At 52.8% G+C, this 13,847-nt stretch carries 13 protein-coding genes and 1 tRNA gene; 10 read left to right on the top strand and 4 right to left on the bottom strand.

What is annotated here, in order from left to right; all coding sequences use genetic code 11:
* The first annotated feature begins 3 nt into the window (after nt 1-3).
* The 6 genes from MK110_13715 (at nt 4) to MK110_13690 (ending at nt 5,462) form a co-directional block, all read left to right on the top strand.
* Complete coding sequence (locus MK110_13715) at nt 4-456, top strand: RbsD/FucU family protein (GenBank protein ID MCH2212356.1); 453 nt, start codon at nt 4-6, stop codon at nt 454-456.
* Between the two features lie 211 nt (nt 457-667).
* Complete coding sequence (locus MK110_13710; protein ID MCH2212355.1) at nt 668-1,549, top strand: DUF6263 family protein; 882 nt, start codon at nt 668-670, stop codon at nt 1,547-1,549.
* A gap of 45 nt (nt 1,550-1,594) precedes the next feature.
* The gene (locus tag MK110_13705; protein MCH2212354.1) at nt 1,595-2,152 is read left to right on the top strand and encodes a hypothetical protein; all 558 of its coding nucleotides are present in this window, start codon (nt 1,595-1,597) and stop codon (nt 2,150-2,152) included.
* 282 nt (nt 2,153-2,434) lie between these two features.
* Nucleotides 2,435-2,983: a formaldehyde-activating enzyme gene (gene fae, locus MK110_13700; protein ID MCH2212353.1), complete on the top strand. Its 549-nt coding sequence runs from the start codon at nt 2,435-2,437 to the stop codon at nt 2,981-2,983.
* Between the two features lie 696 nt (nt 2,984-3,679).
* Entirely contained in the window at nt 3,680-4,336 is a 657-nt protein-coding gene (locus tag MK110_13695) for a hypothetical protein (protein ID MCH2212352.1), read from the top strand.
* 295 nt (nt 4,337-4,631) lie between these two features.
* Nucleotides 4,632-5,462 (top strand): hypothetical protein, encoded by an 831-nt coding sequence (locus tag MK110_13690; GenBank protein MCH2212351.1) that lies wholly within the window; start codon nt 4,632-4,634, stop codon nt 5,460-5,462.
* Nucleotides 5,463-5,669: 207 nt separating this feature from the next.
* On the opposite strand, the gene MK110_13685 is transcribed toward MK110_13690, so the two are convergent.
* Nucleotides 5,670-5,742, bottom strand: a tRNA-Cys gene (locus tag MK110_13685).
* 350 nt (nt 5,743-6,092) lie between these two features.
* Between MK110_13685 and MK110_13680 the strand changes: the two genes are divergently transcribed.
* Nucleotides 6,093-6,887, top strand: a complete 795-nt coding sequence (locus MK110_13680; protein ID MCH2212350.1) for a hypothetical protein — start codon at nt 6,093-6,095, stop codon at nt 6,885-6,887.
* Nucleotides 6,888-7,010: 123 nt separating this feature from the next.
* On the opposite strand, the gene MK110_13675 is transcribed toward MK110_13680, so the two are convergent.
* Both MK110_13675 and MK110_13670 read right to left on the bottom strand, forming a co-directional pair.
* A complete protein-coding gene (locus tag MK110_13675) occupies nt 7,011-8,357 on the bottom strand; it encodes a DUF4147 domain-containing protein (GenBank protein ID MCH2212349.1) in 1,347 nt (448 codons plus the stop codon).
* Nucleotides 8,358-8,789: 432 nt separating this feature from the next.
* Complete coding sequence (locus MK110_13670) at nt 8,790-9,017, bottom strand: hypothetical protein (GenBank protein MCH2212348.1); 228 nt, start codon at nt 9,015-9,017, stop codon at nt 8,790-8,792.
* A 403-nt stretch (nt 9,018-9,420) separates the two neighbouring features.
* Here MK110_13670 and MK110_13665 point away from each other — a divergent pair, with 403 nt between their 5' ends.
* From MK110_13665 to MK110_13655, 3 genes are read left to right on the top strand one after another with little or no spacing between them, the layout of a single operon-like run.
* Nucleotides 9,421-10,605 (top strand): NAD(P)-binding domain-containing protein, encoded by a 1,185-nt coding sequence (locus tag MK110_13665; protein MCH2212347.1) that lies wholly within the window; start codon nt 9,421-9,423, stop codon nt 10,603-10,605.
* The gene (locus MK110_13660) at nt 10,602-11,516 is read left to right on the top strand and encodes a radical SAM protein (protein MCH2212346.1); all 915 of its coding nucleotides are present in this window, start codon (nt 10,602-10,604) and stop codon (nt 11,514-11,516) included. The genes MK110_13665 and MK110_13660 overlap by 4 nt, the downstream gene beginning before the upstream one ends.
* Entirely contained in the window at nt 11,513-12,337 is an 825-nt protein-coding gene (locus MK110_13655; GenBank protein ID MCH2212345.1) for a metallophosphatase family protein, read from the top strand. The genes MK110_13660 and MK110_13655 overlap by 4 nt, the downstream gene beginning before the upstream one ends.
* Before the next feature lie 71 nt (nt 12,338-12,408).
* Here MK110_13655 and MK110_13650 read toward each other — a convergent pair whose 3' ends face one another.
* Nucleotides 12,409-13,755 carry a tetratricopeptide repeat protein gene (locus MK110_13650; protein MCH2212344.1) on the bottom strand — a complete coding sequence of 449 codons (1,347 nt, stop codon included), beginning with the start codon at nt 13,753-13,755 and terminating at the stop codon, nt 12,409-12,411.
* Between the last annotated feature and the right edge of the window lie 92 nt (nt 13,756-13,847).

Raw genomic sequence — 13,847 nt, 5'->3', positions numbered from 1 at the left:
TTGATGCTCAAATCAGAATTGCTCCACCCTGAAATCAATCAGATTATTGCTCAGGCCGGGCATAGTTCCCGAATTCTGATTGCGGACGGCAACTACCCGGCCTCTTCGGCGATCGGACCGACCGCAAAACTGGTCAGTCTGAATCTGACTCCAGGCCTGGTCACTGTCGCTCAGGTTTTGCGAGTCCTGCTAACGGCTGTTCCGGTGGAAGCTGTCCAAACAATGGGTATGCCGCAGGACGATCCTCATCGTCTTCCAGAAGATCCGCCGGTCTGGAACGAATATCGCTCCATTCTGGCAGAGGCAGGGCTGACCATCGATCTGTCCCCGATCCAACGCTGGGATTTCTACGATGCTGTAGCATCCAGAGACCACGTTTTAACAGTTCAGACCGGCGACCAGGCTCTTTGGGCCAATCTCCTGTTAACTGTTGGTGTCCGGAAAGCGGGTGAATAGCAGCTGGGAAACGCCCGAATTGGCTTTGAGTCAATTCTCCTTGAATCGCTACAATTCGGTTTTCAGAGTGAAAGGCTCAGTGACCAGGCAGCTGATTCCCGCACAAAAATCGTCGCTGCCAGGGAATGAAAACCCTTCATCCGCGAGTTCAATTCGGCCGGAAACTCTCATTTCCCGTCTGTACCAAACACATCACGATGGAGCCTGCCTGATGACTTCCCGAATCTGCCTCTGGCTGGCCGCCGCAGCCTGTGCCACATCGACAGCCCACTCACAAGATCTTCTGGAATGGAAACTGTCCACTGGAGATTCTCTGAATTACACCGTTGAGAACAAGATGGTCACCACGTCAACGGTTGGGGGATTCGAAAATCAGTCACAACTGGTGCAGAAAATGATGATGGTCTGGGACGTGGAGACGCGTACAGCCAGTCGTGACTTCGTGATTTCTCAGTTCATTAAACGCATTCAGGTAAGAATGTCACCGGACCGGAATCAGACGATTGAATACGACTCAGGTTCGAAGGAATCGCCCGATGATCCGTTTGTCAGATCACTGGGAAACGTCTTCCGCAAAATTGTCGACAGAAGTTTCATAGTCACCATGGCACCAACGGGCGCCATCAAAGAGATCAGTATTCCGGATAATTTGCTGGAAACACTAAAAACGGCTGCCGCAGGAACCCCCACCGGCGTGGACGAAACGGCACTCAAGCAGATGCTGAGCCAGACATCAGTTGTGCTACCGGCAGATTCTGTCGAGAGCGGTGATACATGGCAGAGTCAGCAGACTGTTGAACTACCATTTGCCACGCTTCGCCTGGACGCGCAAATGACTTACAAAGGCCTTGATGACAATGGACTCGCCGTCATCGACTACTCTCCCGCTGTTTCAATTGAACCCAAAGACGATGCCCCCGTAAAACTGACACTGACAGACTCGCGTGGCACCGGTCAGATTCTTTTTGATCAAAGTCTGGGTCGTATGGTCCGTATGCAGTTAAATTTACACATGGAAATGCGATCGGAAGTCCGCGGGGCACAGGCCCTGCAGAAAATCGATCAGCAGACAATCATGGAACTAAAAAATTAAGCTGACAATCGCAAGACATTCTCAGTTTCTCCTCCGGCAACACCTGTGAAGCGGATTTTTCTTACACTGTCGCTGATTGCAAATTCCATTCTGCTCTACGCTGTCTGGCGGGGACTGAACATCGGTGACACCGGGTCGGCATTGCCGGAAGTTCAGCGGCTGGTGGGAACGCACATACTGATTGGACTGGGCGCACTGACATTTGCGGCACTGGTTCACGCAATCGCCCTGACTTACTTCATGGGAACCGGACGGTTTCTTGAAGAGACCGGAAAAGCCTACTCTCTGGACAGCAAGTTCCACAGTGACAGTCAACGACTGAAGTTTCATCTGCTGCCAGGTATGACGGTTTGCCTGCTGCTGCTGGTTGCAACCGGAGCCTTTGGAGCTGTGGCCGATCGGGCAACACCAGTGTCACTTTCAGATACGTTGGGCATTGCGGACTCGCACATACACTTCCTGGGAGCAATTCTGTTAGTCGTGGTGAATATCATCGTAACGCTGCAGGAGTACCGGGCTGTTGTAAAAAACTCACAGGTGATTGATCAGGTTCTCGCAGAAGTCCGCCGAATGCGTCAGGAACGTGGCCTGCCGGTTGATTAAAAGACCAAAGAGACCAACGCAGTCATTTTACTCCCTGGTGCATCCCGGTCATTCCGTCTTCCGGTGACATGTCACGCAGTTTCTGTTTTGTGAGAGTGTGTGCATACCGTTTTTCTGTCGAAATGTCAGTACCGACCTGCAGGACGCTTTGTAGTGGTATGAGTGGGCGGACCGACTGTTACACCGGTTGACTCTGGAGGTATTGTTCTGACACGGTAGAATTAGCAGCAAACATATTTCAAGCCGGCTATTGGCATACTTTCACACAACAGGAACCGATCGATGACTGAACGAATTGTGATGAGAACAGGAGAAGCACTGGTGGCCGGCGGTCCTGCCTTTACGGCTGCCGAGCCGGAGGTGGTGATCGGTGAACTTGATGGTCCTGTTGGTAATGCCATTGCCACCTTGACCGGTGATCAGTCGGTCGGACATTCAAAAGTATTCGCAATTCTCAACACCGATGTGCAGGTACGTCCGGTCACGTTGATGGTCAGTAAAGTGACGGTCAAAAGCAACGCCTACACTAACATCCTGATGGGCACCGTGCAGGCCGCAATCGCCAATGGAGTACTCGACGCAGTTCGTGCCGGTGACATTCCTAAAGAAAAGGCCAACGACCTGGGCATTGTCTGTTCCGTGTGGCTCAACCCGGGCGCGGCAACCGATGACAACCTGGACCACAAAGCCCTGTTCGAGATCCATCGTAATGCGATGGCCCTGGCGATTCACAAGGCGATGAACAACGAGCCTACGATCGACTGGTTGCTGGAGCATCAGGAAGAGATTGTGCACAAATACTATCAGAAGGGGCTGGATGGTGTTCTTTGAAAAGAACAGGGACTCCAACTGGAAAGTTGAATACCATTCGACGTGACGACCGTCTGACACAACCGTAATCGGTCACGTTCGCTCAACTTTTTTCGTAAGCGTCCAGATCCTCTGAGGTTTGTTGAACGGTGCTGACCATCTTTACAAAATCCTGCGTCAACGCCACATGTGCGAACATCGGCATTGAAACAAACTTCATGGCCGTGGCCCCCGGGGATGGCGATCTGATTTTTCCCGTTTGAGACTGGACGTGAGTCCGGGAATTCAAAGGTGTTTTTTGACGCTCAGCATCAGACTTCCAGATCCCTGCCTGTCATAAGTGGCGGCTGTATGCTTAACCTCACTGGTGTACATCCCGTCATAACCGGACCGACGGTTCTCGATCTGTGTAAGGCGTTTACCTGCCTCAACTTGCATACATTCAGCCGAATTATGAAGGGACTGTATTCCGTCATTCTGAATCATTCCTGAACACAACCGCTTGTCAGACAGCGACTTAAGGTGTTCACCTTTTATCTGTCCAAAATGAAGTTAGCATAACTGGACAGCATGGCATGAAGAAACTCTCTGCTGTATGCCCCGGATCCCCGGACTTCATGATGAAATCCGATTTGTTGTTGGTCTCGCCACAGCGATCGCAACCAAACGGAGAAGACGATCAGCGAGCTGACGTAACCACGTGCAAAGTCTGCCGCAATGGGACGTCACTTTTCAAAGAAGCCGGCACGAACCACTCGACGTGCTCGCCAGTCACAACATCAGCGTCATCTGACAGCACGACCTCCTTCTGCGCACAAACGTCGAGGAATCGGGCTGGCAACGGGGCCTCAATTCGACGCTCCGGAAATATGGCATGAGCCACGAGGCGACGGCAAGCTGAAAATTCTGGTGCAAAAACCCGGATCAGGATATGTGCATCCCGTCACTCCAGATGAAACACGCGAACGAATCGCTCTGCTGCCCCCTCAGTTCCGCAAAGGACTCGAATACGTCCAGTTAAGCCGCATGACTCGCAAACGGCGACTGTTTCCCTGCTACGGACTGCAGTGGGGTGCGACCGTATATTTGTATCCTGTCGAACGCGAACTGGAAGAACCATATCTTCGCGCTCCTTCTCCACGACAAAGGATCGAGTCGGAAATGTACGGTGGACGCTGGATTCGGGACGGCGCACACTGGTATCTCGTCTGGACCAAAAACACAATCCGTGACTACTACCTCAACAATGTCCTGATTCACGAAATCGGACACATCAACGATCATCGTAATACGCGATTTGCAGATCGGGAACGGTATGCCAACTGGTTCGCGATTGAATACGGCTATCGTGCGTCACGGCAACGCCGGACATGACATTCCATTACTGTGTGTGATCGTTCGGCCACCGGCGAACAGAGAAACAGCGGTGTACCAACCACGGTGAAAGACAGCAAAGATTCGCAGCCCAGGATATGCCCGGTATCACCACGAGGTTATGCGACCGCCGCTCCTGAGCGGTAGATTCTGCCGGTATGCAGTATGGAGACTGAATGCTGACACTTCACTGGCAGTGATTCTGTAAATGACCTTACAGCTCCGAGGCCGTAAGCATCTAGAATGCATAAAGTAAAAACTGTCTTATTCTCACGCCCTGTTGAAGTGATCTGCCGTGTCCAGTCCCCGCCTGGTCCTGACTGTCTTTCTGGTTCTGCCCGTAGCTGGCTGCGGGACGACTCAAATGCGTTCGGGAACAGAGCAACTCCTGTTGTCTGACGCCGTCGACCGCTCAATCGATCGACTTGATCTGTCAGCTCTGGAGAGGGAAGCAGTCTTTCTGGACACCACTTACATCCTACCGGACAAAGGCACCAACTCATCAGGCGTGGACAATTATGTCAATTCCGCCTACATCATCAGTACTCTGCGGCAAAAACTCATCACGTCCGGATGTCTGCTGAAACCGTCGGCTGACGAAGCAGACTATATTATTGAAGCACGAGTGGGGGCCTTGGGAACAGACGCGTTGGAGGTCACCTACGGAATTCCTGCGAGCAATGCTCTCAGCACTGCGGCAACATTATTACCAACGGTCCCGGCTGCACCAACAATTCCGGAGATTGCCATTGGTAAACGTAATTCGTCAATGTCGACTTCCAAGATCGTTGTGTTCGCCTATCACCGAGAAACCGGGAAACCCGTCTGGCAGTCGGGAGCCGCGGTTGCAAACAGTGACGCCAAAGATTCGTGGTTGTTAGGTGCCGGACCATTTCAAAAAGGTTCCATTTACGACGGCACTCAGTTTGCCGGATCACGTCTGCGTTTTCCGTGGAATCCTCGCAGAGGGAAAAAGCAGTCTGCAGGTGTCAGGATCACTGACTCCCATCAGTTCACCGTTCCGGAACGACTGGCCACTCGAGTTACTGAAACGAATGAAGACACCAAAAATCATTCCAACTCAGGTGTTATCCAAGCCTCGCATGAAAAGCCGACAAAAGAATAGCCCACAACACCGTGAACGGAAGAACGGTGTCCGATCACGAAAGACGGGGACATTGCAAGGTGATGAAGTAAGGAAGTGGACTTGGACGCCGATCAGACGGCAGCAATGCTGGCGGAATTGATGCCACAAAGTGCCACTTCGGAATCTGCTGATAGGTCAAAGCTCGTCGCGCATGAAAAAACCCCGGTAAAAACCGGGGTTTTTAAGAGGCGCGGGCGGGATTCGAACCCGCGCATGACGGATTTGCAATCCGTTGCCTTAGCCACTTGGCTACCGCGCCATCAAGTCAGCTCTCACTGAACGAAACATTTCACAAAACAGGCACTTTGGTGAAGAAGTAACGTCTGGTATATTTTCGCTGATTCTAGGAGAAATATCGGCGTTTCATCCAGCCTGCTGAAGCCAAAAAAATTCGATTCCGTTTGAACAACGGCTCGTCATCCGAAAGCTGAATGGTGTCCTGCCCAAATTCGTCATTGATGGCGTACGGTCACCCTGACTGCTGCATTTCAGGGACACTGCTGCATTTTTCCAGTTCGCGTTGTCCCGAGTAGAACCACGTGAATTGCAGCGGTAGCATGGCTGGCTTGCTCCTGCAGCCCGTTACGCGACTTTTCAGGATTTCAACAAGTGGCAGAATCAGAAGAACAACTTATTTCGGTCGCTCGCGACGCTGTCAGCCAGTGCAACTGGGTCGTGGGAGAATGTGCGTCTCAATGGACCCAAAAATATGCTCGCGGGCGTACTGATCATGACTTCGGTCAAATGGTTGGCCTCAGTGCAGACCAGATTTACCAGCGTCGTCGGGTCTGGACCAAATTTGGTGAAACACACCATAAGTTTGATAATCTCAAGTGGTCTTATTTCTACGTAACACTGAACTGGGATGATGCTGAGGAGTGTCTGAGCTGGGCCAATGACACATCTGCCACTGTCGCCGAAATGCGAGCGTGGCGACGAGCTCGCAACGGCGAGGATCTCAACGTCGAGTCTGAGGAAGCCTATTCAGAGTGGGCGGCTCCGCTGATCGTTGATAGTGCCACAACACCACTGACCGCGGTGGTGGATCCCGGTGATTTTGTCTCCAGCGGGCAGGGCGACCGTGCCGGAACGGGCAGAACGGGCGGTGACGCAGAAACTCTGACCGGAGCATTACGTGAAGGTGGAGATTATTCCCCGTTTCGGTCGGGGGCAGCATCACCGGCACCACGCGAGCAGGAAGGAGAGGTAGCCGTCCTGGAACGTCCAGCTCCCCATCCCGATCAGGTCTGGAGACGAACGGTCGGGTTGCTGGAACGACTCGAAAAAAGTCTGACCTCAGAAGTGATTCGCGCATTCGATGACCAACCGGAAAAATTGCAGGGCCGGGTCGCCAGCGCGTACGACAAAATAAAGATTTCGCTACAAAAAATTCTTCCGGAGTAAGTGGACGCCTGCGATCCACGGTCGGGTCATCACCACCGGCAGACGTAGCCTGCAGAGAAGGTCCTGCAGCGGTTCGGACTACGAAAGAAACCTTTTCACCTGTTGCCGACAGTTGCGGGTGATCTACGGATGAACAAGGCCCACCTGCACGTCCATTACATTCGTATGGGTTGGACCGGTGTTCAACAGTCCGCCGGTTTGGTCGAAAAACGGCCAGGCATTGTTGTTACGGAGATATCTTTCCGGACTGATCTTTCCGGCGTGAACTAACACAAGCAGTTCTTCGTCGGCCACTGCGCCCGCGGATGTCGTAGGACCGTCTTCACCATCCGTGCCCCCTGACAGCAGTGATAATCCCCGCCAGAACACAGGATCCGGATGCTGAACAACCGCACTCAGAACCACCTCCTGATTTCGACCACCGCTCCCTCGAATGGACTCATCGCACAACTGAACGGTGGTTTCGCCCCCCGCCAGCAGGCACACCGGTTGACCTGTGTTTTGAACCACGGATCGAACCTCCTCAAGTCGCGCAATCAGCTGTTTTCCCAGATCCGACGCAGATCCTGCATTTTCGGAACCCCATGATTCCACCTGGTAGCCCAGATCCCTGGCAGCGTTTGCCGCTGCACTGAGGGCAACGTGGTTATTTCCAATGATATGATTACGAACGCTGCATCGAGACACATCATATTCAACAGGTTGGCGCAGAGCCTCAACGATCGAGCGCGGCGTTTGACTCAGGTCCGGATCAAACCTCATCAGCACTTCCAGGGGATCGGCACGATCGTGTGACGCGGACAGCCAGGTTGGTCCGGAAGCAATGATATCCAGTGGGTCACGAATCACATCTGAGATAATCAATGTGACAAGATTCGCAGCAGAACATGCTCTCGCCAGACCACCGACCTTAACCGCCGAAATTCGACTGCGGACCGTATTGAGTTCCTGAATCGATGCCCCCGACGACGACAACAGCTTTGTAACAGCAAGCTTGTCGGCAAGACTGACTCCGCGAATCGGAGCAGGAAGCAGTGCACTGCCACCACCGGAAAGAAGAGTTATACAAATATCGTTTGGTTTGAGTCGTGAGACACGTCGCATGATCTCAACTGTTCCATCGACTCCCGCCTGTGTCGGCTCATTCACTCCGGCCGGTCGGGCGCTGTGCAGCACAATAAAACCCAGCTTGTCAACGCAATCGTCGGGAACGTTGATCCAGCCCGACCGGGTAATCGATTCAGGAAGACCACTCAACGCCTGCTCGACCCCGCGGGCCATACCGGCACCGGCTTTACCGGCGCCTACGATCTCGATATGCCCCACACCAGACAGAGGAATTTTCTGATTTTTGACTGTAAGTGTACTGGAATCTGCAAACAGGGAACGGCGCACCAGACTTTCGGAACTGACTGCATTGACAGCTGTCCGCCAGATTTTGATGGCATCCTGACGACCCGATTCGTACATAGCCAAATGTTGAAGATCAGGGTGTGGAATTGCAAGGCGCCGTTATCTGCACAGCAAAAACTCGTGGCCGGTCAGGTTATTTATGGACGAAAGTTTACGGAATGACGGTACCCGTGTTATCTGCTCATCCGATTTCCACGGAGAGGTATCACGGTTGCGGCTGATCACCGGCACATTGTCAAAACATGGATTCGGGGTGCCGTAGTCATACGACTTCGGATGAACAAATCGTCCGAAGTTCGGCCATTCCGGCTGCACTCCAGGTGCTGCAGATCATCTCATAAACTTTGCAGCAAAAACTGCCTGTCGCCGAAACCAAAAAAAAACGGCAGTCTGTGCCGTTTTGTATGAATTCTGAAACGGTATGCAGGCGGGACAGTTGATGATCAGCCATTGCGGAGTGATCGTACCGCAGGCATACGTGATTCAGGGTTACGCCCGGACCTGACGGATATCGTTGCACATCCGGATGATTTCGTACAAATCCTGTGAAACAATCACCTGGTCATCGGAAAAATCCTGTAGCCAGGTTCGGTCCCACGTCACGGCATCTGCGATGACCCGAGCAAAGTCCTCCAGCGGCATTACAGCGTGTGTTGCTCTGGAGTCTTCGTGCTGCCAGCTGCCGTCACTCTGAAACAGCTTTAATCGCCCCCGCATCAGCCGCCCCTCTACCTTCATTTCATCCGATCAATCATGTGCAGGAGGACCATTGCCGCCCCAACCCAATCAAGTCCCCATGTTGTCCGTAGTGTGTTATCGGGTATCCCGACGCGTGCCTTCATTGAAAATCCTGATTGTACGCACTGGTAAAAACTGGTGATTTGGTGAGTTTTGTTAAACATTGCGGAATCACGGAGCTTCCATAGTCAGCTACACAGATCCTGACTCGACCGTGCCCCCGTAAGAACATTCAAATCTGCCGGTGACGGCATGTTGCAACCCCGTTCACATTTTTCAACACCAAGTCATAACCGACTTCTCAAGTTGAAAGCATTCGTGTAAGACGATTGGTCATTACGGTCGTTCGCATCAAACGGCTTGTCATTTTTTTGAGAAACTAATGAACCGTCTCATCGTCGTGGGAGCCGGCCCCATTGGTCTGCACGCAGCACTGCAGGCCAAAATGAACGGATTCCATGTCACCGTGCTGGAACGAGGGAACGTCGGGGCAGCGATACAGCGATGGGCCCATGTCAAACTGTTCACGCCGTTTTCTATGAACAGCACCGCCAGCGGTCGAACTGCGGCAGCGGAAACAGCACCACTACCGCACGGTGATGAACTTCTCACCGGGGACGCATACGTACAACACTATCTCAGTCCATTGGCCGCCAGCGAACAGCTGCGGGGGGTGATTCAAACGTCCACTGAACTCATTGCTGTCAGTCGCAGTATGTATGGAAAAAAAGACGCAGTCAGAAAGCCGGAACGCTCCACGTCTCCGTTTCGTCTGCTCGTCCGGCGAGGAGATGGTTCTGAAACCGTAATGGAATCTGAAATACTGTTCGATTGTACAGGATTCACAACGCAACATCGTGCTGTCGGTATCGGGGGAATTCCGTGTCCAGGGGAGCTACGTTGCCTCACTCATGCTGATTACGAAATTGCAGCACCACAGTCACTCCCTGGTTCGTCGGATCACACCCTCGTGATCGGCAGCGGCTATTCAGCTGCAACATCGGTCTGCGTGCTGCAGAACTCTGTTCTGAATATGACATGGATCACCCGGGGTTCTCGAGACGTACCGATTGCACCTGTTGCCGACGATCGTTTACCGGAGCGGCGTGCGTTGACAGATCAGGCCAATGCGCTGGCCCTGCGTCCCGGATCCCCGGTCCAGTGGTGTCCAGGCGTTCAGGTCGAATCGATCGAACGCAACAATGGTAAATATCAGCTGAACATATCATCAGCTGACGGTCATCAGAAAACACTGACCTGCGATCGCGTCGTGGCAAATCCGGGTTTTCGGCCCGATAATCGCCCGTTTGAAGAACTGCAAATCCATCGTTGCTACGCGACCGAAGGTCCCATCAAACTGGCCGCTCATCTTATCGGGGAAACTTCAGACGACTGCCTGAACCAGACAGGCGGAACGGTGGAACTTCTCAGTAACCCGGAACCCCATTTCTATATTCTGGGTGCCGCCAGTTACGGTCGCGACCCGAGGTTCCTCATGAAAAATGGATTCGATCAAATTGAACAACTTTTCGATCAGTATCTGTGTCCCAAGGAGACGCCGGTTTGATATCCCAGACAGCATCAATCTGTCCGTCGATTGAGCTTCGTTCCCTGGATGAATTGTGGTTTCAGGTTGCAGGTACGGTCTGCAACCTGAAGTGCGAACACTGTTTTATCAGCTGCAGTCCCCACAACCACAGCTTTGAATTCCTGTCATACAAAGATGTGGAAACAGCGCTTCAGGAATCTGTGCAGCATGGTGTACGCGAATACTATTTCACCGGAGGGGAACCATTTCTGAACAAAGATCTGCGACAAATGCTCAAACGCACCCTGGAGTATGGCCCCGCCACCGTGCTCACAAACGGAACTGTATTAAAATCCGCGTGGCTGGACGAACTTTACGCTGCAGAGCAGGCCGGCCGGTTCAGCCTGGAATTTCGTGTCTCGATCGACGGTCCATCACCGGAAATCAATGACCCTGTCCGTGGGGCCGGTACATTCGACAAAGCCATTCAGGGTGTGAGTCTGCTTTGTAACGCCGGTTTTCTGCCAATCATCACGATGACTCAGACGTGGGACGACTCCGAAAGTCTGCCGATTCTGGAGAAATTCCGATCGGTTCTGAAGCGACACGGGTGCAGCCGCCCCCGTTTAAAAATCCTGCCTCGTTTAAAAATCGGAGCTGAAGAAAACCGTACCGAAGGTTACCACGACACCGAACGCGTCAGCCCTGAGATGATGCACGACTTCGATCGAGACCAACTGCTGTGCCATCACAGTCGCGTGATCACAAGTCGGGGCGTTTTTGTATGTCCAATTTTGATTGAATCTCCGGATGCCCGCATGGGCAAAACACTTGCCGGGTCGCTGCAGTCATTTCCAATGCAGCACGGCGCGTGCTATACCTGCTACCAGTATGGTGCCATCTGCAGCAATACCACACTGAGTCGTCCGGAGCTTCCGACGAAGTCATGAAAATTGCACTGTTCGGAGGTCTGTACAGCAATTATCTGTCCCTGACATCCGCAATTGCGGACGCCAGGGCTCGTAACGTGGATCACATCTTTTGCCTTGGTGATCTCGGCGCCTTCGGCCCTCATCCCGACCGAGTCTTCCCGCTACTCCACGATCACAGCATCAGGTGTGTGCAGGGGAACTACGATGACAGTATCGGCAACCAACTGGACAACTGTCAGTGTGGCTATACGGATCCGCGAGACAATCATTTCGCTCAAATCAGTTACGAGTACACACTAAAAAACACCAGCGACGACAACAAGATCTGGCTAAGAGACCTGCCGGTTGAGATTCGTGTGACGGCAGACGGCCTGAAAATCCTGTTGTGTCACGGCAGTCCGAGAAAGACGAATGAATTTCTGTGGGAATCGTCAACCAGTACTGCATTCCTCGACCGACTTAGTCTGGAATACGACGCGGACATAATCGCCGGAACACATTCCGGAATTCACTGGGAGCGAGAATTGTCAGATGGCCGTCGCTATATCAATGTAGGCGTTCTGGGACGACCGGAAAATGATGGTCAGACGTATGTCTGGTCGACCATCCTGCGAACTGGAGTGGACGCAGACAAAAATGCCTCAGTATGTCGCGGGTCCGACCTGACAGTGCCGGTCAGTATTGATTTCGTTCCAATTCGATACAACCATCACCGATTGGCGTCAGAAATGCAGGCCGAATCGCTTCCGCCTGAATTTGTTGAAACAATTCTGAACGGATGGTGGACAACCTGCCTGGAGATCCTGCCTGCTCGGGAACGTCGGGACGGACGATTTTGACGAAGTGGCAACCATCAGTATCCGAATCCGCCGGCGTGAACACACAAATGTGTGTGTGTGTGTGTGTAACCTTACGTAGTGACCACCTCAGCATCCTGCAGTCGTTCCCGAGCATGATCGGCCCAGGGTCCCCGGAAATCGTGGCGGAGGTACTCTTTCCAGCATTCCAATGCTTCTTCGACTCGCCCCGCCGAGTCCAGCAACTGGGCGTAGTGAAGCAGGGCATCCGGATTAGCCGCATGAATGGCGATCGCAGTCTGAAATGAATCTTCAGCGTTTTCAAGGTCACCCGATTCGGAATGCAGACATCCCAGCTGAGTCCACGCTTCAATAAAATCAGGTGCGAATTCGATCGCGCAGTGATAACGTTCTATCGCCGCATCCTTACGCCCCATCCGGTACAATGCATCAGCCAGATTAAAATTCACTTCGGCAGGATCCGGCATGCCATCCGCCACCATCATCAGATCACTGTTACGAGACGAACTCCATTCAGCACCCAGTAAACTCAGACTGTTGCGAAACGCGTTGACTGCGGATTCGCAGGCCGACTCTTCAGCCAGCCGACATCCCTCGTGAAACCACTCACCGGACGTCCATTCCTGCATATCCCGGTCTCCAATCCGCAAACTCGCTTCCGCAAACGAGATCGATACCGGTATTGATTCATCTTCATCGTCATCATCCTGATTTGGGACCGAATCATCAGCAGCACCCGCACCATGCACTCCGATCTGCTGCTGAGCTTCAAAATCGAGTAAACGCTGGCCGGTTCGCGGGTTAACAACGCCGTACTGATCGCGAATCACCACCTTTTCATCCTGAACCAGAAGGTTCAGTTGTGACAACGAACGATCGGTCCCTGCAAGTGTTTGACTCAGCTGGGTGAGACTGGTCTCCAACACGGCCGGACTCACCCCCTCGTCAAGAAGACTGGCAAGCCGCTGCGCACTGGAGACCTCGCGATAGTCAAAATAAGGCAGGCGACAAATACGACGAACCGGACGAATCAGACCAATCCTCGCCCAGCGGCGAATCATACTGACCGGAACCACCAGCAGCTGACTGAGCATTGCCGGCGTGTAAGCTCGCCGAATATCATCACGCTGTTCGTTTAGTCCCGTCAGATGCAGCCAGTCCGATTCGGAAAGAATCCGCAATTCCGCTCCATCTGCAATGAGGTTGCAGGCCTGCAGCAATTTTTGTGATGTCTGGCCGTCATCTTCAAGTGGCCATCCTTCTTCACCGACCACCAGTATAGAAATCACCCGTGAAACAGATCGAACGTATCTGCCCCCATATTGTTCTGTCAATTCGCCGGCGGCCCGATGCGTCATTGACGCGAGAGTCCCCGTGAACGCAACAGATTCACCGGACAGCGGCAGAGAACTTTGCAAATGGGCCAGTCGATCAGACACACGCACACCTTTACTGTGTCGGGACAGGAATTAAGACCTGAATTTGTCGAAGATACCGTGCCTGATCGACGTTCGGTAGCAATCGGCCTTTC

The organism is Fuerstiella sp. (genome assembly GCA_022447225.1).
In the GTDB taxonomy this organism is placed as follows: domain Bacteria; phylum Planctomycetota; class Planctomycetia; order Planctomycetales; family Planctomycetaceae; genus S139-18.
Note: the sequence above shows the minus strand (reverse complement) of the source record. Positions and strands in the feature narration are given on the sequence as shown.